Genomic DNA, 23,538 nt, shown 5'->3' with positions numbered 1-23,538 from the left:
TAACCCTGAACTAAAATATGTTTAACTTTGAAAAACTGGATGTATGGCACGAGGCCATCGATTTTGCGGACACAGTTTATTCAATAACGCGAACCTTTCCCGAAGATGAACGATTCGGCCTGACCAATCAAATGCGACGCGCCTCCGCCGAGAAACAGAGTCGAATGCTAAGCCCGAGTTCCGAAGCTGAAACCACGGATTTTGCGGATGATACGGATAATGAAAGCATTCCGTTCGTGTGGCTCTGTACGGACCCGCCGTGCTCGCGCACCGCCGCGGCAGGTCGATTCGGGGAGTTCCGTGTAGAAGTTCCTCTTCATCCGTGCCATCCGTGTCATCCGTGGTTCTCCCTCCCGGTTTTCGGGTTAAGTGGCTTAAGAAAATCGTTGCTGGAAAATCGCAGTTGACCGGCCTTCAGAAACCCTCAACTCTCAACCAACGACCCTCAACTTTTTACAATGCGCCCCTTCCAGATCATTTTCAATCCGACCAGCGCGGCGGAGCTGGCGCGGATGCCCAAGGAGCTGCAGTTGCAAATCCTCGGCGAATTTCGCGGTTTGCCCCAGCAGGTGATGGCAACCGAACTCGACCAGTTCGGCAAACTGGAGCAGGCGGGAAAAACGTTGCACCGGTTTCGCGTCGGCGATTACCGCGTTTATTTTGAGCGACATGAACTTGGCGTGGTGGTGCATCGGATTCTGAGCCGCCACACACTTAAGGATTTCATGTTCCGTTCGGGATTGAAGATGGCGGAGGACGAGGCGCTACAACAAAACCCGAAGTTCTGGGAGTTGATTGAGGCGGCAAGGACGGAAGGCAGAGGTCGGAGGTCGGAGGGCTGAAGTCAGAAGTCAGAAGCCGGACGTCGGAAGTCGGTGTCCACGCATCATTTTTTTATGGCGAATTTTTCCGGCATGGAAATCATTTTGCCCAGCATCTTCCCGACATGATCGATTCTCGCCTGTAAATCCTCCTGCTCTCTGTTCACAAGATACTTGCACGCCAGAGCAGAAGACAGCCAATGTGAAGTTTCTTGCAGTTCTCCGTCAGCGTCAGTCAGCTTGCTGAGAAAGTGCAAAGGGTACATCCGCTTCGCCCACGACTCAGCCAGATTAGCCCCAACGGAACGAGACGAGCGCCGGACCTGGTCGGTGAGCGCGTACTGCTCTTCTCGCGGCCAGGCTTTGGAGATTTCAAAAATGTTCTGCTGGAGTCCAAACATCGCTTGATAAACCCGTAAGTCCCGAAACGAACGAATGATTTCCGCCATAGTGTTGCCTTTCTCATTATCTGCTGGTTGTTTGTAGTTGAATTGCTTTCAGCTTTCCGACTTCCGATCTCTGTCATCTGGCGTCTGACCTTTGACCTCCGACTTCGGGCCTCAACGAACATCCTCGCCCAGCTCCACGTTCCAATAGGCCAGATCGATGAAATGCTTCCAACTGTCGTGTTGGTGCAATCCCAGGTTGATCTGGACGAACGGACGCCACTTGGGCCGTTTCGGCTTGCGGATGAGGTGCAGCCCCGCCTCCATCGGCGTGCGATTGGCCTTGTGGGTGTTACACTGGACGCAGGAGCAAACGATGTTCTCCCACGTCGTCGGGCCGCCGCGGTCGCGCGGAATCACATGATCCAGGTTCAAATCCTTGCGATCAAACACCTCGCCGCAATACTGGCATTTGTTCTGGTCCCGCTCGAAAATGTTATGGCGCGTGAACTTGACTTCCTTTTTGGGCAGCCGGTCGAACATGACGAGCAAGATGACGCGCGGCACGCGGATCCTGAATGAGACAGTGTGGATGCTTTCCGGGTGCGGCTCGCGTTGCGACAAGTCCTGCCACTCGCTGAAGTTGAAGGTTTGAAAGGAGCCGTCCTGATCGCCGAGCACGACTTGCGCATGACCGGCAAACAGCAATGTCAGAGCGCGCCGGGTGGTGCAAATGCTCACCGCCTGCCAGAGGCGATTGAGCACCAAGACATGTTGGTTCAAAAACGACGCCATAAGTTTATCCGTTGGGGCGCAAACTAACATAAGAGGCAACCCAATGTCAACGTTCCCAAAGGCCGTCAAAAATATCTCAGGGAGGTTTTGAACAAGCCGATGTAATCATTGCCAAAGGTTTGTTTGCTCGACTAGAATTCTTGTATGAAACGCCTTGTTGCACTGGTTGTGTTGGTTTTGCTGGCAGCGTTGCCGGAGGTGCGCGCGGAGTCGCAGGACGAACAGTATGTCGCCATTTACAATTCGATTCAGCAGGCTGATTATCTGAACGAAGCGGGGCAAATGACCCAGGCACTGGCAAAATATCTGGAGGCGCAGACCGCGCTGAAACGATTTCAAGCCGTCAATCCCGAGTGGAATACCAAGGTCGTGAGCTTCCGGCTCAAATACCTCGAAGCAAAAATAATCCCGTTGGCCTCACGCACGCCGGCGACCAACGTCCCACCCGGCACCGTGACAATCGTTCCGCCGGCCGCGCCGAAAACTGAGTTTACTTTGAAGTTGCCACCGCCCGCGGCCCGGCCCGCCGCCCCCAGTATGCCGGCGAATCAACTCAAGACTTTGGAGGATGAAGTCCGTCAGTTGACGGCGGACAAGACGTTGCTCCAGGCAAAACTCAAAGAGGCCCTCGCGGTCCAGCCAGCGGTCGTGGATCCGCGGGAGTTGACCAAAGCAGAGGAGCGGATCAAATCACTCTTGAAGGAGAATGAGCTGTTGAAAGCCGGCCTGGCGGAAGAGCAAGCCCGGTCAGCCGCGGCGACGCCGGCGGCTCTGGCGCAGAACAAGCAGGCCCTGGCGGAAGCCATGCACAAGCTGAGTGAACAGACGGAGGCGGCAGCCGCATTACGAGCGGAAAATGATATTCTCAAAAAGCAAGTCGCCGATCTGCGGACCAAACAGCCCTCGGGCGACAAAGCCGCGGATTTGAGTCGTCAACTGGCCCAGGCCGAAACGCAGATCGCAGCATTGCAATCGGACAAGGAAATTGCGCGATTGGAGAAGATCGCCCTGGAAAACCGGATCAAACAGTTGTCCACGACTTCCGCACCCAAACCCCTGCTTCCCGCAACACCTTCACCGGAGGATGCCGCGAGAATCAGACAACTGGAACGCGAGCGGGACGAGTTGCAAAAGAAACTCGACGTCGCCACCAAGGAACTTTATGGCCGCAAAGGTCCGGCCACGGCGGCGCGCGTGGAGGAAATGACCAGTCAACTGGAAATCTTGCGCGCCCGGCTGGAAGTATTCGAGGCGCGCCAGGTGCCCTACACTGAGGAGGAATTGGCCCTGTTCAAGCCATCGCCGGCGAAACTGGCGGCCCAGAATCCCAAGGCCGGGAAGAAGTCGGTCAAGGAATTGCCGGAGGGCGCCGGTCCGCTGGTGGCGCAAGCGCAGAGCGCTTTCGCCGCGCAACGTTACGAGGAAGCGGAGCAGAAGTATTTGCAGGTGCTGCGGCTGGACGAGAAGAACGTTTACACGTTGGGGAATCTGGCGGCCATCCAGTTGGAATTGAACCATCTCGATGCCGCGGAAAGAAATCTGAAGCAAGCGCTGGAGATTGATCCAAACGACGCTTTCAGTTTGTCGCTCATGGGCTATTTGAAATTCCAGCAACAAAAGTACGACGAAGCGCTCGATCTGCTCAGCCGGTCGGCGAAACTGAATCCATTAAGCGCCGAGACGCAAAATTATCTGGGCATCACACTCAGTCATAAAGGCATGCGCGGGCCGGCGGAAACCGCGCTACGCAAGGCGATTCAACTCAATCCCGGTTATGGCAGCGCGCACAACAATCTCGCCGTCATCTACGTCACCCAGCAACCGCCGCTGGTGGAACTGGCGCGCTGGCATTATCAAAAAGCGCTGACCGCGGGCATGCCGCACAATCCGAATCTGGAAAAAATGCTGGATGAAAAAAAGCCGGCGGAAGGATCGCCATAGCCGCCTGTTAAAAATCAGTTCTCATTCGTAGCCGCCGACGTGAGGAGGCGGAAATAATGGACAATCACAACACTTGTCCGCCTCCTCACATCGGCGGCTACTTTTTGTTCGAAGTTCGTCATCCAAATTGCACACCAAAATGATACGCCAAAGCTCGCACGAACTGGTGGTGAAGACGCGTGGACGAGGTCTTTATGAATTTACTGACGAAGTGGCCGCGTGGGTTCGACAGAATGGATTTCAGTCCGGTGTCGTCACCTTGCACCTACGCCACACTTCGGCTTCGTTGTTGATCCAGGAAAATGCCGATCCCGAAGTGCGGCGTGATTTGGAACGCTTTTTCGCGCGGCTCGTTCCGGATGGCGACGCGCTTTTCCAACACACGGCCGAAGTGGAGGACGACATGCCGGCGCATGTTCGCACGGCCTTGACAGCGGTGAACCTCAGCATCCCCGTCGAAGCGGGGCGACTGGCGTTGGGCACCTGGCAGGGGATTTATTTGTGGGAACATCGCCGCCAGCCGCACACGCGTCGCGTGGCCGGCCATTTTATCGGGGAATAAACTCGCCAAAGCCCCGGATGGATGGCAGCTTTTCGCGAATTGAAACGCGTTCAAACATGCATAATTTGAATTCAATCCGGCGCGCAACCCGCCTCGCTGTGCTGGTCGGTATGGCGGCATTGGCCTTTGCCTGCAAGGCGGAAACCCTCACGAATCGATTCGGTTTCACGGGGCCGGAGATTTTTCCCATCGACAATCAAATCAGCCAACTGCACTCGGCCGACCTCGATGGCGATGGGCTGAACGACCTGATTGTGGTCAACAACGTCCGCTCCAAGATCAATCTGCTCTACAATCAAACCGGCTCGACCAACACGGCGAAAACCGTGCCGCCAGCGGTTAAACGCGAACTCAATGAGTTGCCGCTAGACGCGCGGTTTCGCGTCGATTCCATCGCCTCGGAGAAACGCATCGCGTCGCTGGTGGTGGAGGACCTTAACCAGGATGGCCGTCCGGACATCGCTTACTACGGCGAACCGAAGGAACTGGTCGTGCAATACAATCAAGGCACCAACGGCTGGAGCGCGCCCAAACGCTGGGCCATCGACGACGGCCAGCTCACGCCCAACGCGTTGACGACCGGCGACTTGAATGGCGACCACCTGCTCGATTTACTGCTCCTGTCCGAGAATTACATTTACCTCTTCACCCAAAAACCCGACCACACCCTCGGCGAGCCGGAGAAGATTCCGTTTTCAGGAGCACTCAAGTCGGCCCAGGTGTTGGACATTGACGGCGACGGCCGGGACGATTTGTTGCTCGTCAACTGGGAAAACCCGACACCGTTTCGGTTTCGTTTGCAGAACGATGCGGGACAGTTGGGGCCAGAGATTTATTTTGCGTTGCCACCCATTCGTTCTTACTGGGCGGATATTTTGGAGAAGGGCGGAAGGACGAAAGTCATGACCATCGCGCAAAATTCCGGGCGCGCTCAAATCTCCGAATTCGTCCGTCAGCCGGCGGAGACGCTCTCCGGCAGTTTCAAGCTCGGCCAGTTCCAGGTGCTGCCCATCAATCGAACCACCAAGGCGCGACGTGGCATGTTGTGGGCGGACATCAACGGTGACGGCCTGCCTGACCTGCTGGTGTCCGAACCGGACAGCGGACAGATCACGGTCTTTTTCCAAAAAAGCGATGGCACCCTCGCCGCGGCCAAATCCTTCCCCACGCTGACCGGCGTAAGCGATCTGGCGGTGGCGGATTGGGACGGCAACGGGCGGGCGGAGATTTTTTTATTGAGCACGGACGAAAGGCAGGTGGGCGTGACGCGGCTCGATGAAAAGGGACGGTTGCCGTTCCCCACGCTGATTCCGATGGAAGGCAAGCCGCTGGCGATGGCGGTCGGCCCGCTTCAAGCCAAAGCGCGGGCGACGCTGGCAGTGCTGCTGGATCAAGACGGCAGCGAGCAGGAGAGCAAGCGGGTATTGTTCACGCGCACCGCCGATGGAAAGACCAAAACGCAGAAGCTCAGCAAGAATTTCAAATCCAATCCCAGCACACTTGCGTTCCACGATGTCAACCAGGACGGATTGGCTGACCTCATCGTTCTGATCCCGTACGAAAAAATCAAAATTCTCTTGCAGGTGGCGGGCAAGGATTTTGAGGAACTGGACATCGCGCCGCCCGGCGGCAGCATCGAGTTGCCGTGGTTGAGCGCGGCAGACGTCGATGGCGATGGCAAACCGGAGTTGTTGTTGACGCAGAAAAATTTTCTCCGCGCCGTCGTGCTGAAGCCGGAGGCCTCCGCTCAGAACGCCACAAACAAGGCCGGTTGGATGTTCAGTGTTAAGGAACAGATCAACGGCGCCGGGAGCAATTCCCGGCTGGTGGGCGCGGCGGCCGTCCCCAACGGAACGAACGCCATCCCGTCGCTGTTCTTGCTCGATGCGGAACGCAAGGTATTGACGCTGTGCGAACGCGATACCGCGGGAGTATGGCAGGTTGTCCGCAACATCTCGCTGCCGTTCACCGAATTCACCAGTCTGCAACCGGTGGCGCTGGGCGGCACAAATCTGAACACCGTTGGTTTTCTTGGCCTCAATGCCGCCGCGTGGCTGGCGCTTCAGGGCGACACCTGGGAATTCAAGGAACTGGACGGTTACGAAACGCCGATCAAGGACGGCCACTTGAATGACGTGGTCACGGGCGACTTGAACAACGACGGGCGCAAGGACCTGGTTTTTCTGGAGACCGCGAAGAACTATCTGGACTTGGTATTGTTTGAAGCACCGCATCAGTTGGTGCCGGCGAATCGCTGGCAGGTGTTTGAGGAGCGGACCTTCCGCAGCCGCCGCAGCGACATGCCTGAACCGCGCGAAGCGTTGGTGACCGACGTGACCGGCGATGGCAAGAACGACCTGGTCGTGCTCGTACATGACCGGATTTTGGTTTACCCGCAGGAATAAAGAGTCAGCCAATCAGCCTGCATTGGTTGCTGGAATCGAATTGACCAGCGAGGTCAACTCAGCTTATGTTCCACCCATGCAACTACACGCGGCCATCGAACCGCGTCCTGGTCGGATGGACCAGGTTGCCTTCACCTTTACTGAACTGCTGGTGGTGCTGTGCGTGGTGGCCGTGCTGACTCTGCTTTCGGTCAGTGCGGTGGCGCATAATCCGACATCCTCGGACCGAGCTGTCTGCGCCAACAATCTCCGCCGCCTGATGCAGGCGTGGCAGATGTACGCGGATGATTATTCGGGGTTGTTGATGGCCCATTACTCACCATCGCCAGGCGTCGCGTGGGTTGGCGGCGTCCTCGATTTTTCTCCCGTCAACTCGGACAACACCAGTCCCTTGAAACTTACCAACGCCGCTTATGCGGCGATCGGTCCCTACGTGAATTCGTCGTTGTTGTTTCGATGTCCTGCCGACCCCTCAACGTTGATTACAGGTGGAGGAGTGCCCAAGCTGCGAGTACGCAGCTACTCAATGAATGGTTACGTAGGCCCAATTTCTGATCCATGGAGCCCAAACTTTCAAGTAATGACCAAGGCGACTGAAGTTTCTCAACCCAACCGGACTTTTGTGCTCTTGGAGGAGCATCCCGCGAGCATCAACGACTCAGAATTTGTTATTGACCTCGCGCATGTCGGTGCGTCTGCAACGATTGTTGATTTCCCAGCGTATTTCCATGTGGGCGGAATGAATCTTGGCATGGCTGACGGGCATGTTGAGTACTGGCAGTGGTCCGATGCCAGAACCATGCCTCCGATCAACGGCCCAATCAACCTCAACGTCGCTTCGCCCAACAATCCGGATGTGGCCCGACTTCAGGCCGCAGCTTCTTATCTGCGTTGAAGGACGGAATCATCGGAAGACGCACAATGAAAATCCGCAAATTGTTGCTTCTGTCGGTCGGAACGGGCGTTGCCATTGCCACCCCGTCGTGGGCGAACCCGTTGGTCGGGCCGTTGCTCACTCCTACGGCGTTGTCATCGGGAGCTGCGGGTGATTGCCACAACCCGGGCGTCAGTGCGGATGGCCGCTTCGTCGTGTTCGTCAGCACGGCAGACGATCTGGTCACCAACGACAGCAACGGCGCGTTCGACGTTTTTGTTCGTGATCGCCAGCTCGGCAGTACGTTACTGGTGAGCGTGAACTCGTCGGGCACAAGAAGCGGAAACGGCGCTTCCCAATCACCCACGCTCAGTTCCAATGGTCAGTTTGTCGTGTTCGAGAGCGCCGCGAGCGATCTGGTTCCGAATGACACGAACAACGCTTCCGACGTGTTCCTGCGCGATCTCGTTGCTGGAACCACCACGTTAATCAGCGTGAACACCGCCGGCGTCAGTCCAGGCAACCTCGAATCTACCGCTCCCAGCATCACACCCAACGGTCGCTATGTGCTCTTCGCGAGCCGCGCCAGCAATCTGGCGGCCAGCGATGCCAACAACGCGGTTGATTTGTTTGTTCGCGACACGGTGGCCGGAACCACGACGCTCGTGACTCGCAACTCCGCAAACACTGCCAGTTCCGCTGGTCGGTCCGTGATATGGGATGGGAATCGACAAATCAGCGATGACGGTCGCTGGGTAACGTTCCACAGCTCGGCCACCAACGTTGTCTCGGGTGACTCCAACGCGAAGATTGACGTGTTTATGCGAGACCTGCAAACCTCGTCGAACCTCGCCCTCAGTGTTAACACGGCGGGCACCGGGCTGGGCAACGGCGATTCGCAAAATCCCTCCATGGATATTTCGGGCAGCTATGTGGTGTTTCAAAGCGCCGCATCCAACGTGGCCACCAATGATACGAACAGTGGGCTTGATGTGTTCCTGCGGGATCGCGTCGCTGGAACGACGGCTCTGGTCAGCGTGAACACCAATGGCGCCAGTTCGACTTCGAGCAGCTCCGGCTCGCCGGTGTTGAGCAAGGACGGCAACGTCGTGGTGTTCGTGAGCACCGCCAACAATCTCGTGCTGGGTGACACCAATTCATCCGGCGCGGATCTTTTCCATCGTGACCTTGCGGCTGGTACGACAACGTTGATCGCTTCGGGGGTTACCCTGTTGACCTCCGCACAGGGCGCGCGATTTGTCCCGGCGCTTTCGGCCGACGGGCGCTTTGTGATTTATCAGGATGTCAGCAAGAACCTGGTGCTGTTCGACGCTGTCGCAGCCACCAACACGACCATCGCGACCAACGTGCCCGGCGCGGATGCCACGATGACGGACGACGCAAACTGGATTGTTTTCGTCGGCGCGCCCGAGACAACTGGAGGGCGAAACATTTATCTTTATGACCGAGCAGGCGGAACCACCGAACTGATTTCGCTTCGCGAACCGGGATTGATGGTGGCGACCGGATCAGCCGCCAGCCGAGTGATTCCCGGCGGGATCAGTTCCAACGGCCAGTTCGTCGTGTTCGAAAGTTACGCGTCCGACTTGGATGCCGGCGACACCAACCACACGGGCGATGTGTGGATCGGCGACCTCAACGCCAGTTCCAACGGCTGGGTCCGGCTCAACACGATCTTGGACGGTTTTTCGCGCGGCCCATCCCGGCGTCCCGTGATCAGCGACGATGGCCGGTGGGTCGCATTCGAAGCGATCCCTGACAGCACGCCGTTGGCGGGTCTGGGAACGCGCTATAATCTGTATGCCTTTGACCGATTGGCGCGGACGAACGAATTGATCGCCGGCGTAGGCAAAGTGAGCGCGCCGTCGTTCCCAGCGTTCAGCCAACAGGGCGCATTCATGGCGTTTCAAAGCAGCGAGAACAATGTCGGCGGTTACGCCACGACTGTCGGGCAGATTTACTATCGAGACCTGACACAAGATTCAAACCGCCTCGTCAGCCTCAACTATCAGGGCAACGCGGCGGGATCAGCCGCGTCGTCCAACGCCGTCATCAGTACTGACGGCCGGTATGTCGCGTATCTCAGTAGTGCTGGAAACCTCGTTACGAACTCGATCTCCGGAGTCAATGCCATTCTGTGGGATTCAGTGACGGGGTCCAACATTCTCGCCAGTGCCGACGCAACGGGAGCCGGGTTGAATCAAATCGGGCGCGTGGCGTTTGGTGCCAACGGCCCGCTGCTTGCGTTTGAGCGCCTCACGAACACTTTCTTGTTTGATGTGGCGAGTCAGACCTTGACTACCACCCTCACGGACGCGGTGAACGCCGCCTTCAGCGCCGACGGGCGATTCGTGGCGTGCGAACGTAGCAACAGTTACTCCGCCTTGGATACCAACTTGACGACGGATGTATATCTCATCGATCGCACGAACGGACTGGCATCGCTAATAAGCGTCAATCGCGAGGGCATCGGCGCGGGGAATAATCGATCACTCTCGCCTTTGATCACCCCCGACAGTCGTTACGTGCTCTTCCGCAGCCGCGCTTCGAACCTGGCCGCAAACGACACCAACGGCATGAGCGACGTGTTCCTGCGCGATTTGTTGCTGAGCAGGACCATTCTGCTGAGCGTCAATCGTGACGGGACAGGCACCGGGAATCAATTCTCCGGCAACCCGATCATGAGCGCAGACGGGAGCACGGTCTTGTTGGAAAGCTACGCTTCGGACTTGATCACTGGCGACTACAACGAATCGCGCGACATCATGATGCTCCGGCTGAACCGATCCGACACCGATGGCGATGGGCTTCCGGACGATTGGGAACTGGCGTACTTCAACGGCCTGCAACGCGATGGGACAGGCGATTATGACGGGGATGGACAAACCGACTTGATGGAGTTCATGGCGGGAACCGACCCCACCAACGCTGGCTCTATCCTGAGGGTGGTTACACTCTCATCGCCATCCTCCGGCCCGGTGCAGATATTTTGGAGCGCCGTTCCAGGAAAGAAATATCGGGTGCAGTTCAAAACGTCGCTGTCCGATTCAATGTGGAACGATCTCGTCGGTGATGTGACGGCGACGGACACGACGGGTTTCAAGGAGGACTCCTCAGCCGGTGCTTGGTCGCAGCGCTTCTACCGCGTGATGCTGGTGGAATAGGATGTGGCCGAGCTGACTGGCGATGGCAAGAACGACCTGGTCGTACTCGTCCATGACCGGATTCTGGTTTATCCGCAGGAATGAGGCTGGAGTCCAAGCTTCAGCTTGTGCGGCCGTTTTTGAGAGCGAGCCGAGACTGAACTCCAACGTCACTTCTTCAACTGCGGCGGCACGGGATAAAATATTTTCAACGTCAATCCATCTGCATTCGCGCTGCCGGCATAGACACTGAAATGAAAATACCTGGCGACCTTGTCGTATTCGGGCAGCAGCGAGTAATCAAACCAGGTGTTGTAATTATTCTGATTCAAGCTGATGCTGAGAGCACTGGCCAGAAGCGCGAGGTTGTTCGAGTTGGTTGATGAATTCGGATTTTTTCTCATGGTCCCGAATCGCGCGCGCATCGTTTCGCTTTCGTTAGCGTAACCGAACAAGCCCGTTCCCGCGCCGCCGACTTGTTGGGCCGCTTCATTTATGCCGGGATTTTCGCGCAGGGATTTGGCCTGGGTTTCGGCGCTGCGCAGGTATTGCTCGAGCAGCGCCACGTCCGAGGACATCGCCAGGTAACCACCGCTGGCCGCGAAGTTGAATCCGCGCTGGCCGGTATCGCCCGCGGCGGGAGGGGCTGGCAGCGTATAGACTTTGCGACCGAGAAATTCCCGGTCCTTGACCGGAGTGCCACCGCCAAACTGGGGCGGCATGACGGCGGTGGCGGATTTAAAGGCGACAGCGAGTTGTTCTGCATTCGGTGAACCAACCAAGTAGATCGTTGGCGGCGAGTTCAGGTCAGCCGGCGCATTGCCTTTGGTCGCTTTTTGAAAGGAGATCAGGTCGTCGCCGAGATTGCCGAAGAAGGATTTCTTGAAATCAAAAGTGGCGTCCTGGTCCTTGCCGATGGTGTTGAAGGTCATTTGCAGAAAGTCGGCGAGTTGCGGTGACAAATTGGTGATCACGGTTTCCAGCGTAGCCCAGGCTTTTTGACCATCAATCCGCCAACGCTGGAACTTCACCGCATCGGCCGGTACGAACGGCGGCGGATTGCTCTCCTTGGTTTCGAGCGCCAACACTTTGAAAAGGCCGCGGCGCTCCGCTTCTGGAATGCCGAGAAAAACATGAAATAGCAGGCCCTCGTTTGAATTGTGCAAACTAAACGCCGCCGTTTTCAGTCCGGTCAAGCCAAGGACAGCCGCGACTTTGCTCAAGGAGGGGAGGAACGCGCCGGGTTGGGAATCCGCATCGGCGGACGCGCTGGAGGGACGAATGAGGGAGTCCACCAGCAGCTTCGCGTTGATCCAACCGTAGGCGGGCGCGTCGCGAAACATGGCGGCGTGATCGGCGGCGTAGGCGGGCAATTCGCCAAGCGACGGGACCGCTCCGCCTGCCAACCGGACGAGAAGTTTTTCAATGGCCTTGGCGGAGTTGCCGACGATCAACAAGGAATCAGTCTGCCCGACAATCAACTCATTCTTGGGTTGGGTCTTTTTGGCGTCCGGGTCCTCGAAACCTTCCGGAGTTCCCGGAGGCGGCACCGGCAGGGCTTTTTTCAGCACCTTGGCGAAGTCATTGCTGGAGGTGACGAGCGTGCTGAATTCGACGTCGCGGATTTTGTCGGACTTGAGCTGCTTGCCGGAGTCCACCCATTTTTTCTTCAGGTCTGCAAGATTCTTTTTGAGTTGGTTGGTTTTATCCCTGGTGTCAACGAGCAGAAGCCAACCCATTTTCTGGTCGTCCTTGCCCTGCCAGCCGTTTTGCGTGAGAGCAAACGTGAGTTGTCCCTGGGCCAGCGGAGAAAAATCTTCCCAGCGAATCCCCATGTCGCGTTCCAACGGGGTCAGGACATCTTCCTTGAGTCTGGCCATGAACTTATCTTTGAAGGGTTTCATTGCCGGATCGTTCCAGAACTGACCCTGTGGCGAATTGGTCAGAATGTTCCTGGCTTTTGGCCAGTCAGGGACGGTGAGCAAAACCAAAGTATCGTCCGGCAGCAATTTTTCCGCGGGCGGCACGGCAGCATTGCTGTCGAACACGAGACAAAAGAAGGCCGCCAGAATCAGAGCACAGTTTTTCATGAGTTTGCCAGGTTCGTGACTTGTTGATTTCATGAGCGGGAAATGCCCGCAGTTGTTTCCCGCTCAACTGACTTAGATCGCTTCCTCACTGCGCGCCTTCCGTTTTCCTCGTGCGGCTGGGCGGTTCGAGGTAGCGGTAGGGATTGCTGGGATTGTCGCTGGCGTAGGCAAAGGCGTCGCGATGGTCGAGAAAGAATTTCACCGCATTCACGGGAATGGCAAAGCCGAGGCCTTCGCCAAAAGTGATCTTCATGTTGGTGACACCGACCACCTCGCCGCTCTGGTTGAAGAGCGGACCGCCACTGTTGCCCGGGTTGATCTGTGCGGTGGTTTGCAAATAAAGCTCGCCCTGCAACTGTCGCGTCTTCGTACTGAGGATGCCTTCAGTCACCGTGCGCTCCAATCCCAGCGGACTGCCGACGGCGAACACACGTTCACCGACCGACAAGGCGTCGGAATCACCAATCAAGACACGCACGAACTTCGGCGCGTCCTTGTCTTCAATCTTGAGCAGCGCCAGGTCCTCAAATTTGTTCAAAGCAATAATTTTAACGTCCTTGTAGCTCTTGCGTTCGAGCTGGCCGGCTTTTTGGTGGTAAACTTCCACGGAAATTTTTGTCTCGCCTTCAATGACGTGAAAATTGGTCATCAGAAATCCATCTTCGTTGATGATGAAACCCGAACCCAACCCGCCGGGAGTCCGCACTTGAACCACCGCTTCCCCGACTTGGTTGACCAGTTCCCGCACCGTCCGCACCGGCGGCAGGGCGGCCGCAGTTTGGTATAGGCCGGACTTGGTTTCCGGCGGAGCCACAACCGGCGAGGAGACAACCGTCTTCGGTGACGGCTCCTCCTTCTCGACTTTTTCGCCTTTGGAAATTTTTACGACCTGGTTGCGCGGCACCACCAACACCGTGTAGCCGACATCCACCACGACTTGATCGCGCTTCTCCGCCAGAATTTTGCCGGTCAGGGCGGCTTTGTCCTTCAACTGAAGGGTGTCGGCCTGCGCCTTTTGAAGGCCGCAACCGAGCAGAACCGACAGGATCACAAACTTTTTCAACATGCTTTGAGCTTACCGGTTTTGCGTTGGCTTGACAAGCTGCGCTTGCGGGCTGCTTCCCAATCGGCCGGCGTATTGATATTGAACAACTCCAGCGACATCGCGCGCGGCAACCGGACGGTTCTGGCGTTGAGAACCCGGGCGAGCGCTTGCAGCGATAAGTCTCCCCGCATCAGTTGTTGCGTGACGACGGGCAAAGCGGTTCGCCGTAGCAGAATTGGAAACCCAACCCCCTCTCTTTCTCGAACGAACAAGGCGTTTCGGCCGGGATTTAAATATCCCAGCATTTTGCGCAGGAGGCTGGCAGAGACGAACGGCATGTCAGCGGCAAGGAAAAGCACGGCCTGGGAGCGGCTGGTCTTCAAGGCGGTGAAAATGCCGCCGAGCGGCCCACATCCTGGTTTGAGATCGTGGCGGATGACACGCACGGGCTGCTGCAATTGCCTGGCCGTCGCGCGGATTTGCCCCAGGACGGTGTGTTGCCCCAGGCGCAAGCGGGTTTTGTCGCGCCCCATGCGTCGGCTCAATCCGCCGGCAAGAATGCAAACTTCACATTTGAAGGGTTGAGTTGCAGGCTGTTTCATTTTGGACGCGCGGTTTTCAACAAAAAGCAACTTGAGGAACTGGTCTGGAAGCAAGCCAGGCTTCAATCCAACGTCACGTTTTCCATTAAAATAAAGGTTGCTACCGGGTTCGGCTTTGCTACCTTGACCACCCCTTTCCCGGGAAACCGGAGTGTCCGGTTGACCGTCGATCGGGTAAACGGCCTTAATTCTGCCTGTATTCAAGTGATGCCGGCGGCCAAAACAACATCAAAATCAATCCCGTGTTCCGCGGGATGGTTCGCTCGGACCTCGGTCTCGAGGGAATTCTTAACCAAAGGAAACTTGTGATCAGTATTGGCGTAAAAGAATTGTTGGACTCGGGTGTTCATTTCGGACACCAAACCAAACGGTGGAATCCCAAGATGAAGCCGTTCATCTTCGATGCCCGCAACGGCATCCACATCATCGACCTCAGCAAGACGCTCAGTCAACTGGAAGCCGCGTGTGATTTTCTGTCGGCAACCGTGAGCAAAAGCGGGCGCGTGCTCTTCGTGGGCACCAAGAAGCAGGCGCAGCAGGCCGTCAAGGAAACGGCCAAAGAGTGTGGCCAGCTTTATGTGACGGAGCGCTGGCTCGGGGGCACCCTCACCAATTTCAGCACCGTCAAGCGCTCCATCGCGCGGCTCAAGCAGATTGAAAAGATGGAAGCGGACGGCACCATCAACAATTACGTCAAACAGGAGCAATCCGTTCTGCGTCGTGAAGCCGCGCGGTTGTTCAAGTATTTCGACGGCATCCGGTCGATGGACAAGTATCCCGCGGCCATGTTCATCGTGGACATCAAGCGGGAACACAATGCCATTGCCGAAGCGCGGCGCTTAAAGATCCCGGTCGTGGCCATCGTCGATACGAATTGCGACCCTGAACTGGTCAATTATCCGATCGCCGGCAACGACGACGCCATCCGCTCCGTGCGCATGATTTTGAGCACGATCGGCCAGACCTTGACGCAGGCGCAGGCGGAGTACGAAGCCAAGTACGGGCGGCGCAAGCCCGCGGAACAAGCGGCGCCAGTGGAAGTGCAACCTGTTGCAGCGACGCCAACGATCGAGGCAACACCGCCGCCGATACCGGTCGGAGAGGTGCAACCGCAAGCGTAGTTCTCCAGTTGGAATCCGGTTGGGATGATTGCCTCCCTCGGATTTCCTTTCGACACTCAACACTCAACTTTCAACACTCAACTGATTTTATATGGCTGATATTACTGCTGCCAGCGTGGGCAAACTCCGGGAAATGACCGGCGCAGGTTTGATGGATTGCAAAAAGGCGCTCACCGAAGCCGCCGGCAAACTGGATGCCGCCGTGGATATTTTGCGCAAACGCGGTGTTGCCTCCGCAGCGAACAAGGCCACACGCGAAGCCAAGGAAGGTGTGATCGCCCAGCACATTCAACCCGGCGCGCGCGTCGGCGTGTTGGTGGAATTGAATTGCGAAACGGATTTTGTCGCCAAGAACGAAAACTTCCGCGCGTTCTGCGATGAAGTGGCCAGTTTGCTCGCCAACGATCCAAAAACAGATTTGGAACCGCTGCGCGTGGCCCAAGTCGCCAAGATCGGTGAGAACATCAAGATTTCCCGTCACCATCGGCTGGTTGTGGAGGGCAACGGCCTCGTCGCCGCCTACATTCATACCGGTGCGAAGGTTGGTGTGCTCGTCGAAGTCGGCGCGGGCAAGGAAGCGACGGTGGCGAATGACGAGTTCAAACAACTCGTGCGCGACATCACGTTGCAAATCGCCGCCGGTCATCCGTTTGTCGTGTCACGCGACCAGGTTGATGCTGCTATGCTGGCCAAGGAAAAGGAAATTGCGGCGGAACAGGTGAAGAACAAACCGCCGCAAGCCATCGCCAAGATTGTCGAAGGGAAACTGGAAAAATTTTACCAGGGCTATTGTTTGCTGGATCAGGGTTTCGTGAAGCGGAGTTCGGAAGTCACCGTCAAGGAACACGTCGCCTCCGTTGCCAAACAATTGGGCGATGAAATTACCATCCGACACTTTGTCCGTTTTCAGGTGGGTGAAAGTGTGGCGGCTTGAACCAGACAAACCAGGTCAAGTGCCTTTTTTCGATATTCTTATCAAATCCTCTTCATCAATTTTAGGAACCCATGCCTCTATTGCTGTATCTGAACTGGGATCCATACCTGTATGAAACCCTGGCGGTCACTGTATTCCCATGAACGACATACGTTCCAATTCCAGCCAGGAAAAGTATGTTCGGTCCAATACTGAATTTAGTTTTACAAGAACTCATTCCTCCATGTTGCGCACCCGGTCCGCTCTCTGACGCCGTATCGGGATGCTCCTGAAGCTTGCGCGACATATCGAACTGTGCGAACAACCGGTCTTGAAGCGTTTTCCACATGGCAGGTTCCCGTAGCGGATTTCCTTCTACCTGCGCGACTAGCCTTGACCGCGGTCGTGATCGCCGCGCCGCCGATTGTCGCTCGGTTGCCCGCAGACGCAGAACATTCTGCGTCTCGGCCGGTTAGCGCTCGGCCCGCGCTTTGTGCTGGGCTCCCTGAACGGAAAGTGTGGCTGTCTTGCTCATCGTCCTATTTTACGCGAAGCAACCTTAATGCAACGACAAGTCGAGGCTTCACGCCGTCGCCAGATTGTCTTCCAACACTTTGGATTTGCCCGACGGCGGTTCGGTTTCATTTACCGACGGCGAAGTCTCTTCAAGCACTTTGATCGGTTCGTAAAAAGTATTCCGTTGCACCGGCGTGCGGCCGGCTTCGCGGATGGCTTTGAGCATTTCGGCTTCGGTCTGCAACACCGACCTGGTCGCGTGCTCGCGCTGGCGGAGTTGCGGCGAGGTCGCGCCGGCCATGTGGAAGATTTGTTCCTCGATGATCGTCCCGTGCAGATCGTCCGCACCGAGCTTCAACGCCACTTGCGCCAGCCCCGAAAGCATTCGGGGTTGTCGAGGTAGATGCGGCTCACCGCGATCGTGCGCAACGCGTCGAAGCCCGTGGGCGGCGTCTGCACCGGGAATGTCGTTGTTCTCCGGCTGATACGGCAGTCCCGACCTGTCGGGAGTGGCGTGCTTTTGGGAAAACGACTTGAAGTTCCGGCAAACTATTTCCCCGCCGTCGAAACGAGCGAACGCGGATCAACCAATGAAAGCGATGAAAACACGGTGAAGTCGGAAGTGTTGAAAGTGATCAAGTGCTCGACTGCGTGGGCTTGCAACACGGCGACCAAACGCGCGTCGTGAACGCGCTTGCCGTGGACGGGCAGTTGTTTCACAAGCTCCAGCCAGCGAGTGAAAATCTCCGGTGAGTCCGGCAGCAAGGGAAAGCGCGCCTGCAAATCGGTGACTTCCTTTGTGGTTCGCTCGCTGGTCCAGCCGAAACCGTTCGCTTCCACCGGTCGCGTGGCGACAGCCCAGAACTCGATGAAATTCTGCGGCGTGAGATAAACCTCATCCCCTCGGCCCAAAAGGCGGGCGAGCGCATCGGTTGCAATGGGATGTTGCGGCGAGGCTGGATCAGCGAGGCGCAACAGCAGATTCGTATCAGCGAGGTAAGTGGCCATCAGTCGTAGATGGCGTCACGTCCGATGGCGGAATCAGGCAAGCCCGGCCCGCGCTCATGGCTGGCCGCCCAGCGCTGCAAATCCGCCGCGCGCTCGGCGGGCGGCAGATTGCGGGGAGCGTGCCCATTCCTTTCGGTTCGCAATTGCGAGCCGAGGAACAGCATCAATTCCTGCTTCTGCAGCGGAGACAATTTTTCCGCCGCCTTCTCGATTTCTGCGAGCGTGCTCATGGCAAAAGATTAAACCCGGTCACGAACGCGGGCAAACAGGAATTTCATCAGATCACGGCGAGGGTGCGCAACGCGTCGAAACCCGTGGGCGGGGTCTGCACCGGGAGGTCGTTGTTCTCCGGCTGATACGGCAGCGGCACGAAGTCGGTGATGCGCTTTTGGGAAAAATGCTTAAAGCTCCGGCAAATCATCTCAATGCGAACAGTCTTGGTGGCTCGATGAAAAAAAAACCTGTGTTCCACGGCGTGTTCGCCATATTTGTAAATATGAAAGCAAATTGTCCGCAGCACGGAGACTACAATCTTACCCCTCACACGTTCCCTGAATGCCCCGAGTGCATTCGAGCACGCATGAAGTTTCCATACGGAGATGACCCGAAGCATTTCCCGACCGACGCAACCACCGTAACGCGATTCAAGAGTTTTAGAAGTGATCAAATCTGCACCAAGGCAATCTTTGACTATATGTCGTCCGGCGACGCCAACAATCCAACCGGCTGCAAGGTCTACTACTATCCCACAGAGAAAAGCTTCAACGCCGTTTCACTTGAGCCATGCGGCAAGATTCCCGGCTCAGGCGCGAAGGACGGTTCAGGGTTTGCCGCGCACCTCGCGGTTCTCCAAGACATTACCGGCAAATCATCGAAAGGGCCTCATTTCGCGTATGAGGACATACCTCACTTCGAAATGCGAATCCGAAGTCGCGAGTGGATCGAAGCCCCAAAGTGCGCGTCTTGCTTGACAGTTTCCGTGTATGTTTCCGGTGGCCTCTGCCCGGCGTGCGCTGGACAATTTAGAGCGGACAAAACAAAATTGCATCCATGAAATCAGTTGAGGAACGAACTTGCAGTCCAATCGCACACCTCGTCCACAAGTCACTTCATTTGTGCCTGCCGAGTGCAGCGCCTTACGACACTGAAAGTGCATTGGAAACTTTTGCGGGGGAAAATGTCCTGCCGATAGCGAACGCGCTTCACTGGTTTTGGTTCTCTCGATACGGCAAAGTCGGTGATTGGAAAATCAAGTTCAGGTTCGCCACCAATAGCCACAACGCAATCGAGCAACACGTCACTCACCTGACATCGTCATTTGCGCACGGGGCTGACGGTTGTGGCGACTATGATTATGTCGGGGATTTGGGCGGAGACAGATTTTTGGGCCAAGACGCGCGCAATCGAAGCCGCACTGCACGAGCTGACTTGGTTTATGACTTTCTGACCTCGTCAGCACGATTATTCTTGGCGAGTATCGTGCGGGAAGCGGACGGGCGTTGGCGTCACGAGCAAGAAACGAAAAGCACAATGAATCGCCAGACATCGTTGGAGTCTGTTCATCATCTTTTTTGCAATCTCACCGGCACGCCCACCTGGGCGGCTGTGCTTCACTTCCCGCATCAGGGTGGGAAGCAGTTAGTCGTCTCTGATATGCAGGCACGGCAGATTATGAAGCACGACCCGCAGGTTAAACTCGTTGACTTGCCAAGAATCGAACATTGATGAGAAGCCTTACGCCGCGGCCAAATTAGCTCACTCCGCCTATCTCAACCTTCATCATATCATCGGACGTAAACCGAACCAGATCATCCTTACTGGGTGTTTCAATTGATGCCATTCTGTTCGCATGAACTAGCAGGAGGGTTTCAAAAAGATTCCTTGCCCCTCTGGCGTTTGCAAAAGATTGGTTCTCACTTTGAGTTCTCTCCCCGAGCGCTTCTCTGAGCGCCTTCTCGAATTCCGCATCATAAATATACCCGCCGGATTCACACATTCGGGCGAAGATCGACGCCAAATCATCGACTGAATAATCCTCGAACGGGATCACTCTGGCGAATCGGGATTTTAGTCCGGGATTTGATTCCAAGAACTTGTCCATCAATTTCGGATAGCCCGCCACAATTACGACCATTTCGTTTCGGTGGTCTTCCATGAACTTCAGAAGGGTGTCAATCGCCTCTTGGCCGAAGATGTCGTTCTCCTTCACCAAGGAGTAAGCTTCATCTACAAATAGAATTCCGCCAAGCGCACGCTGGCCAGCCTCTTGCACCTTCAGCGCAGTTTGCCCGACATAACCGGCAACGAGACCACTCCTGTCAACTTCCACCACATGCCCCTTTGATATGAGGCCGAGCGCTGCGTAGATTCTACCTATCAGCCGCGCAACGGTTGTCTTTCCAGTTCCAGGATTGCCGGTAAAAACAAGGTGAAGGGAAATGGGGGTTGCTTTTAGTCCTTGGGCTGCGCGTAGTTTCTGGACCTTGATCAGGTTGACCAGCGAAAAAACCTCCCTCTTAACGCCGTTGAGACCAATCATATCACGTAATTCCTGCAATGTTTGATCGATGTCGCCTACAGTGGGCAGCGGCGAGAGTTCAGATGTCGGCAATTTGTGTTTTCTGTTGTCAGCATAGACGACCCTTGTTGACCAAAAAACATCACAAAAGCGCAAGTCAACCAATTCGCCAGCGAGTGCCTGTTCGGACAGTTCGTTGCATAGTTGCCTCCAGAACTGAACAAAGTGTGGATTGCCTTTTTCCTCCCCCTTTGTGGGAACCATAAGCTGAAATCTGGAATTCTCCTTTGCGAATTTCAGTGCCGCGCCGTCAAAATTCAATTTCCTGCTGAGAAAAAACTCCCTGATCTTGTTAAAGGCCTGATCGTCAACAGATGTGTCCTGATAAATCGTTAGGCCCCCGTCCAGCGCGTGTTCAATTTTCTTATCGAACGCCCATCCCATGCAGACGTCGCCAATACAATCGCACACTTCTTTTCCGTCCTCACCAAATGCACCCAAGCAGGTGTCCACCTGATTCGGAATTCCAAACTGTTTGAAGTACTCCTCCATACTGAAGACATAATTTTGGAACCACTGTTCCGCTGGAGACAGTATCAGATTTCCTTCCTCATTGGTTCTTGGTTTTTGCTCGTTGAGCAGAGTAGCTAACAACCCCAGTACCATGAGGAACTGCACAAAGGTAGCCGAAACGCGAGTCCCGCATAATTTGTCGTGTTCGATCCCAAAATTGAGTAGCGGAGGCGGTGCAGATTCGAACTCGGCGTGACGGGTTAGTGTTTCGGAGATTTGCATCAAGGGCTGCTCTCCTCCAAAAAGAGCGCTCCAGAACTGGATTCTGTTTTCATCTGATATTGGGTAGGACTTCAGCACTTTTGCGACAAACCACGAGGCAACCTCCGTTAATTGGCGCTCCGCATCGCGTTTCTGGAACTCTTCCTTGGACATAACGCTTCGGAAGAGTCTGAGTAGGCGATTAAGTGTTTCTTTGCCTTGATCGCAGTAAACAGTAGTGTCCATAGCGAGCTAACTGGCCTTCATGAGATTTAGGTGGTGGAGAAGTGCCGCACCTCGATTGTCAGCCGCTCAATCTCGGATTTTGTCAACTCAGCGTTTGTCCGCGCATGTCCAGCAATAACCAACGTGAACCTGCATGTTTTGGCCGAGGTGTCCAAAAGCGTTTCCTCGGCGTCGACACCGTGAACTTGCGACTGCAATGTCAGTTCAATGAGAATGTTTCCCTCAATTTGCACTTCGCTGGCGTCAAGATCGCAGATTTTGGTGATGCGAGGAACTGAGAGGAATTCGACATCCGAGACACGATCTTCTTGGTCCACCGAATTTGGATTTCGGCTGCGGAAGGTCGTCGCATGAATCCGGACGCGGAGAAGGTGTCGCACTCGTTCGCGAAACAATTCATTCGTGGCGATCTTCTTAGTTATGAGCTTCATGGTGGTTATTTCTACGCCGTCGCCAAATTATCCTCCAACACTTTGGATTTGCCCGACGGCGGTTCAGCTTCATTCGCTGCGGGCGCGTCAGCCAGAACGCGAATCGGTTCGTAATACGTATTCCGTTGCACCGGCGTGCGGCCGGCTTCGCGGATGGCTTTGATCATTTCGGCTTGAACTTGGTGCAACACCGACTCCGTCGCGTGCTCGCGCTGGCGGAGTTGCGGCGGATTCGCCCCAGCCATTCGGAAGATGTGTTCCTCGATGATCGTCCCGTGCAGATCGTCCGCGCCGTAGCTCAACGCCACTTGCGCCAGCTTCAGCCCCAGGCCCACCCAGTAGGCGGTGATGTGATCGAAGTTGTCGAGGTAGATGCGGCTCACGGCGATGGTGCGCAACGCGTCGAAACCCGTGGGCGGCGTCTTCACCGGGATGTCGTTGTTCTCCGGCTGATACGGCAGCGGCACGAAGCCGACGAACCCGCGCGTCTCGTCCTGCAACGCGCGCAATTGCCGCAGATGATCCACGCGGTCGGCGAGCGATTCGACGTGGCCGAACAGCATCGTGCAGGTGCTGCGTCCGCCGAGGCGATGCCAGGTTCGGTGAACGTCCAGATATTCCTCGGCGGATTCCTTGCCCCTGGCGATGGCGCTGCGGACTTCCTTGCGAAAAATTTCCGCGCCGCCGCCGGTGAGGGAATCAAGGCCGGCATCCTTCAATTCAATCAACGTTTGCTCGACCGTTTTCTTCGCGAGCCACGCGAGGTGGAGGATTTCAATGGCGGTGAAGCATTTCAATTGCAGCTTCGGCGTAGCAGCCGACGTGAGTCGGCTCTGACTTTCCGGTTGAGAGTTGAGGGTTGAGGGTTGAGAGGATTCAGTTTGAGCCTCCTCACGTCGGCTGCTACCAGTATTCAGTGCGCTCAACGCCTTCAGCATATCTACGTAGTAACTGAACGGCAGCGAGGGGTGCAGGCCGCCGACAATGTGCAGTTCCGTGACGCCGAGCTTGAGCGCCTCGCGCGCCTTCTCGACCATCTGCGGGATCGTCAACTCGAAGCCGTCTGCGTCGCGTTTCTTGCGCGCGAACGAGCAGAACTGGCAGGAGAGGATGCAGTAGTTCGAGTAGTTGAGGTAGCGATTGATGATGTAGCTGGCGCGATTGCCGACCTTCTTCTGCCGCGCTAGATCGGCGATGGCACCGAGCGCGTTCAGGTCCTTCGAATCAAACAACCGCAGTGCGTCGGCCTCGGAAATGCGTTCGCCGGCGGCCGCCTTGTCGTAGAGGTCGCGCAGTTTGCTGCGTTGAACGAAGAAGTTCACGAGA

At 56.2% G+C, this 23,538-nt stretch carries 23 protein-coding genes; 11 read left to right on the top strand and 12 right to left on the bottom strand.

The window, feature by feature from the left end; all coding sequences use genetic code 11:
- Positions 1-17: 17 nt before the first annotated feature.
- Together HY298_00785 and HY298_00780 are read left to right on the top strand one after the other, a co-directional pair.
- Positions 18-407 (top strand): four helix bundle protein, encoded by a 390-nt coding sequence (locus tag HY298_00785; GenBank protein MBI3848816.1) that lies wholly within the window; start codon positions 18-20, stop codon positions 405-407.
- Positions 408-458: 51 nt separating this feature from the next.
- Entirely contained in the window at positions 459-842 is a 384-nt protein-coding gene (locus tag HY298_00780; GenBank protein MBI3848815.1) for a hypothetical protein, read from the top strand.
- Positions 843-886: 44 nt separating this feature from the next.
- On the opposite strand, the gene HY298_00775 is transcribed toward HY298_00780, so the two are convergent.
- Positions 887-1,270: a four helix bundle protein gene (locus tag HY298_00775; GenBank protein ID MBI3848814.1), complete on the bottom strand. Its 384-nt coding sequence runs from the start codon at positions 1,268-1,270 to the stop codon at positions 887-889.
- Positions 1,271-1,381: 111 nt separating this feature from the next.
- Positions 1,382-2,002, bottom strand: a complete 621-nt coding sequence (locus HY298_00770; GenBank protein MBI3848813.1) for an HNH endonuclease — start codon at positions 2,000-2,002, stop codon at positions 1,382-1,384.
- Between the two features lie 144 nt (positions 2,003-2,146).
- On the opposite strand from HY298_00770, the gene HY298_00765 reads away from it, so the two are divergent.
- The 5 genes from HY298_00765 (at position 2,147) to HY298_00745 (ending at position 10,969) form a co-directional block, all read left to right on the top strand.
- Positions 2,147-3,943, top strand: a complete 1,797-nt coding sequence (locus HY298_00765) for a tetratricopeptide repeat protein (protein ID MBI3848812.1) — start codon at positions 2,147-2,149, stop codon at positions 3,941-3,943.
- Between the two features lie 139 nt (positions 3,944-4,082).
- Positions 4,083-4,505, top strand: a complete 423-nt coding sequence (locus HY298_00760; protein MBI3848811.1) for a YjbQ family protein — start codon at positions 4,083-4,085, stop codon at positions 4,503-4,505.
- 56 nt (positions 4,506-4,561) lie between these two features.
- A complete protein-coding gene (locus tag HY298_00755; GenBank protein ID MBI3848810.1) occupies positions 4,562-6,910 on the top strand; it encodes a VCBS repeat-containing protein in 2,349 nt (782 codons plus the stop codon).
- Between the two features lie 76 nt (positions 6,911-6,986).
- Positions 6,987-7,805, top strand: coding sequence for a hypothetical protein (locus HY298_00750; GenBank protein MBI3848809.1), 819 nt, complete (start codon positions 6,987-6,989; stop codon positions 7,803-7,805).
- A 26-nt stretch (positions 7,806-7,831) separates the two neighbouring features.
- Complete coding sequence (locus HY298_00745; GenBank protein MBI3848808.1) at positions 7,832-10,969, top strand: PD40 domain-containing protein; 3,138 nt, start codon at positions 7,832-7,834, stop codon at positions 10,967-10,969.
- Positions 10,970-11,118: 149 nt separating this feature from the next.
- Here the strand turns inward: HY298_00745 and HY298_00740 are convergent, their stop codons facing one another.
- The 3 genes from HY298_00740 to HY298_00730 form a co-directional block, all read right to left on the bottom strand.
- On the bottom strand, positions 11,119-13,038 hold the full coding sequence (locus HY298_00740; GenBank protein ID MBI3848807.1) for a hypothetical protein: 1,920 nt from the start codon (positions 13,036-13,038) through the stop codon (positions 11,119-11,121).
- A gap of 85 nt (positions 13,039-13,123) precedes the next feature.
- Positions 13,124-13,969 carry a trypsin-like peptidase domain-containing protein gene (locus HY298_00735; GenBank protein ID MBI3848806.1) on the bottom strand — a complete coding sequence of 282 codons (846 nt, stop codon included), beginning with the start codon at positions 13,967-13,969 and terminating at the stop codon, positions 13,124-13,126.
- Positions 13,970-14,097: 128 nt separating this feature from the next.
- A complete protein-coding gene (locus tag HY298_00730; GenBank protein MBI3848805.1) occupies positions 14,098-14,685 on the bottom strand; it encodes a molybdenum cofactor guanylyltransferase in 588 nt (195 codons plus the stop codon).
- Positions 14,686-14,990: 305 nt separating this feature from the next.
- Here HY298_00730 and rpsB point away from each other — a divergent pair, with 305 nt between their 5' ends.
- Together rpsB and tsf are read left to right on the top strand one after the other, a co-directional pair.
- Entirely contained in the window at positions 14,991-15,806 is an 816-nt protein-coding gene (gene rpsB / locus HY298_00725; protein MBI3848804.1) for a 30S ribosomal protein S2, read from the top strand.
- 91 nt (positions 15,807-15,897) lie between these two features.
- Positions 15,898-16,740 carry a translation elongation factor Ts gene (gene tsf, locus HY298_00720; protein MBI3848803.1) on the top strand — a complete coding sequence of 281 codons (843 nt, stop codon included), beginning with the start codon at positions 15,898-15,900 and terminating at the stop codon, positions 16,738-16,740.
- Between the two features lie 562 nt (positions 16,741-17,302).
- Here tsf and HY298_00715 read toward each other — a convergent pair.
- The 4 genes from HY298_00715 to HY298_00700 form a co-directional block, all read right to left on the bottom strand.
- A complete protein-coding gene (locus HY298_00715) occupies positions 17,303-17,620 on the bottom strand; it encodes a hypothetical protein (GenBank protein MBI3848802.1) in 318 nt (105 codons plus the stop codon).
- A 164-nt stretch (positions 17,621-17,784) separates the two neighbouring features.
- A complete protein-coding gene (locus HY298_00710) occupies positions 17,785-18,246 on the bottom strand; it encodes a type II toxin-antitoxin system VapC family toxin (protein ID MBI3848801.1) in 462 nt (153 codons plus the stop codon).
- Entirely contained in the window at positions 18,243-18,473 is a 231-nt protein-coding gene (locus tag HY298_00705) for a hypothetical protein (protein MBI3848800.1), read from the bottom strand. The genes HY298_00710 and HY298_00705 overlap by 4 nt, the downstream gene beginning before the upstream one ends.
- A 47-nt stretch (positions 18,474-18,520) precedes the next feature.
- Positions 18,521-18,664 (bottom strand): hypothetical protein, encoded by a 144-nt coding sequence (locus HY298_00700; protein MBI3848799.1) that lies wholly within the window; start codon positions 18,662-18,664, stop codon positions 18,521-18,523.
- On the opposite strand from HY298_00700, the gene HY298_00695 reads away from it, so the two are divergent.
- Together HY298_00695 and HY298_00690 are read left to right on the top strand one after the other, a co-directional pair.
- Positions 18,641-19,297 carry a hypothetical protein gene (locus HY298_00695; protein ID MBI3848798.1) on the top strand — a complete coding sequence of 219 codons (657 nt, stop codon included), beginning with the start codon at positions 18,641-18,643 and terminating at the stop codon, positions 19,295-19,297. The two genes, HY298_00700 and HY298_00695, sit on opposite strands and share 24 nt — an antisense overlap.
- Positions 19,294-19,968, top strand: a complete 675-nt coding sequence (locus HY298_00690) for a hypothetical protein (GenBank protein ID MBI3848797.1) — start codon at positions 19,294-19,296, stop codon at positions 19,966-19,968. The genes HY298_00695 and HY298_00690 overlap by 4 nt, the downstream gene beginning before the upstream one ends.
- Before the next feature lie 25 nt (positions 19,969-19,993).
- Here HY298_00690 and HY298_00685 read toward each other — a convergent pair whose 3' ends face one another.
- The 3 genes from HY298_00685 to HY298_00675 form a co-directional block, all read right to left on the bottom strand.
- A complete protein-coding gene (locus HY298_00685) occupies positions 19,994-21,709 on the bottom strand; it encodes an AAA family ATPase (GenBank protein MBI3848796.1) in 1,716 nt (571 codons plus the stop codon).
- Positions 21,710-21,807: 98 nt separating this feature from the next.
- Positions 21,808-22,212 (bottom strand): hypothetical protein, encoded by a 405-nt coding sequence (locus HY298_00680; GenBank protein MBI3848795.1) that lies wholly within the window; start codon positions 22,210-22,212, stop codon positions 21,808-21,810.
- 11 nt (positions 22,213-22,223) lie between these two features.
- Positions 22,224-23,534, bottom strand: coding sequence for a radical SAM protein (locus HY298_00675; protein MBI3848794.1), 1,311 nt, complete (start codon positions 23,532-23,534; stop codon positions 22,224-22,226).
- Positions 23,535-23,538: the final 4 nt, after the last annotated feature.

This window comes from Verrucomicrobiota bacterium (assembly GCA_016200005.1).
In the GTDB taxonomy this organism is placed as follows: domain Bacteria; phylum Verrucomicrobiota; class Verrucomicrobiia; order Limisphaerales; family PALSA-1396; genus PALSA-1396.
This window is presented reverse-complemented; position numbering and strand designations above follow the sequence as displayed.

What these genes read in the sequence shown, in the direction of transcription:
- HY298_00785 (MBI3848816.1), top strand. Translation starts at nt 18, where the DNA reads ATGTTTAACTTTGAAAAACTGGATGTATGGCACGAGGCCATCGATTTT.
- HY298_00780 (MBI3848815.1), top strand. Translation starts at nt 459, where the DNA reads ATGCGCCCCTTCCAGATCATTTTCAATCCGACCAGCGCGGCGGAGCTG.
- HY298_00775 (MBI3848814.1), bottom strand. Translation starts at nt 1,270, where the DNA reads ATGGCGGAAATCATTCGTTCGTTTCGGGACTTACGGGTTTATCAAGCG.
- HY298_00770 (MBI3848813.1), bottom strand. Translation starts at nt 2,002, where the DNA reads ATGGCGTCGTTTTTGAACCAACATGTCTTGGTGCTCAATCGCCTCTGG.
- HY298_00765 (MBI3848812.1), top strand. Translation starts at nt 2,147, where the DNA reads ATGAAACGCCTTGTTGCACTGGTTGTGTTGGTTTTGCTGGCAGCGTTG.
- HY298_00760 (MBI3848811.1), top strand. Translation starts at nt 4,083, where the DNA reads ATGATACGCCAAAGCTCGCACGAACTGGTGGTGAAGACGCGTGGACGA.
- HY298_00755 (MBI3848810.1), top strand. Translation starts at nt 4,562, where the DNA reads ATGCATAATTTGAATTCAATCCGGCGCGCAACCCGCCTCGCTGTGCTG.
- HY298_00750 (MBI3848809.1), top strand. Translation starts at nt 6,987, where the DNA reads ATGCAACTACACGCGGCCATCGAACCGCGTCCTGGTCGGATGGACCAG.
- HY298_00745 (MBI3848808.1), top strand. Translation starts at nt 7,832, where the DNA reads ATGAAAATCCGCAAATTGTTGCTTCTGTCGGTCGGAACGGGCGTTGCC.
- HY298_00740 (MBI3848807.1), bottom strand. Translation starts at nt 13,038, where the DNA reads ATGAAAAACTGTGCTCTGATTCTGGCGGCCTTCTTTTGTCTCGTGTTC.
- HY298_00730 (MBI3848805.1), bottom strand. Translation starts at nt 14,685, where the DNA reads ATGAAACAGCCTGCAACTCAACCCTTCAAATGTGAAGTTTGCATTCTT.
- tsf (MBI3848803.1), top strand. Translation starts at nt 15,898, where the DNA reads ATGGCTGATATTACTGCTGCCAGCGTGGGCAAACTCCGGGAAATGACC.
- HY298_00715 (MBI3848802.1), bottom strand. Translation starts at nt 17,620, where the DNA reads ATGCTTTCGGGGCTGGCGCAAGTGGCGTTGAAGCTCGGTGCGGACGAT.
- HY298_00705 (MBI3848800.1), bottom strand. Translation starts at nt 18,473, where the DNA reads ATGAGCACGCTCGCAGAAATCGAGAAGGCGGCGGAAAAATTGTCTCCG.
- HY298_00695 (MBI3848798.1), top strand. Translation starts at nt 18,641, where the DNA reads ATGCTTAAAGCTCCGGCAAATCATCTCAATGCGAACAGTCTTGGTGGC.
- HY298_00700 (MBI3848799.1), bottom strand. Translation starts at nt 18,664, where the DNA reads ATGATTTGCCGGAGCTTTAAGCATTTTTCCCAAAAGCGCATCACCGAC.
- HY298_00690 (MBI3848797.1), top strand. Translation starts at nt 19,294, where the DNA reads ATGAAATCAGTTGAGGAACGAACTTGCAGTCCAATCGCACACCTCGTC.
- HY298_00685 (MBI3848796.1), bottom strand. Translation starts at nt 21,709, where the DNA reads ATGTCCAAGGAAGAGTTCCAGAAACGCGATGCGGAGCGCCAATTAACG.
- HY298_00680 (MBI3848795.1), bottom strand. Translation starts at nt 22,212, where the DNA reads ATGAAGCTCATAACTAAGAAGATCGCCACGAATGAATTGTTTCGCGAA.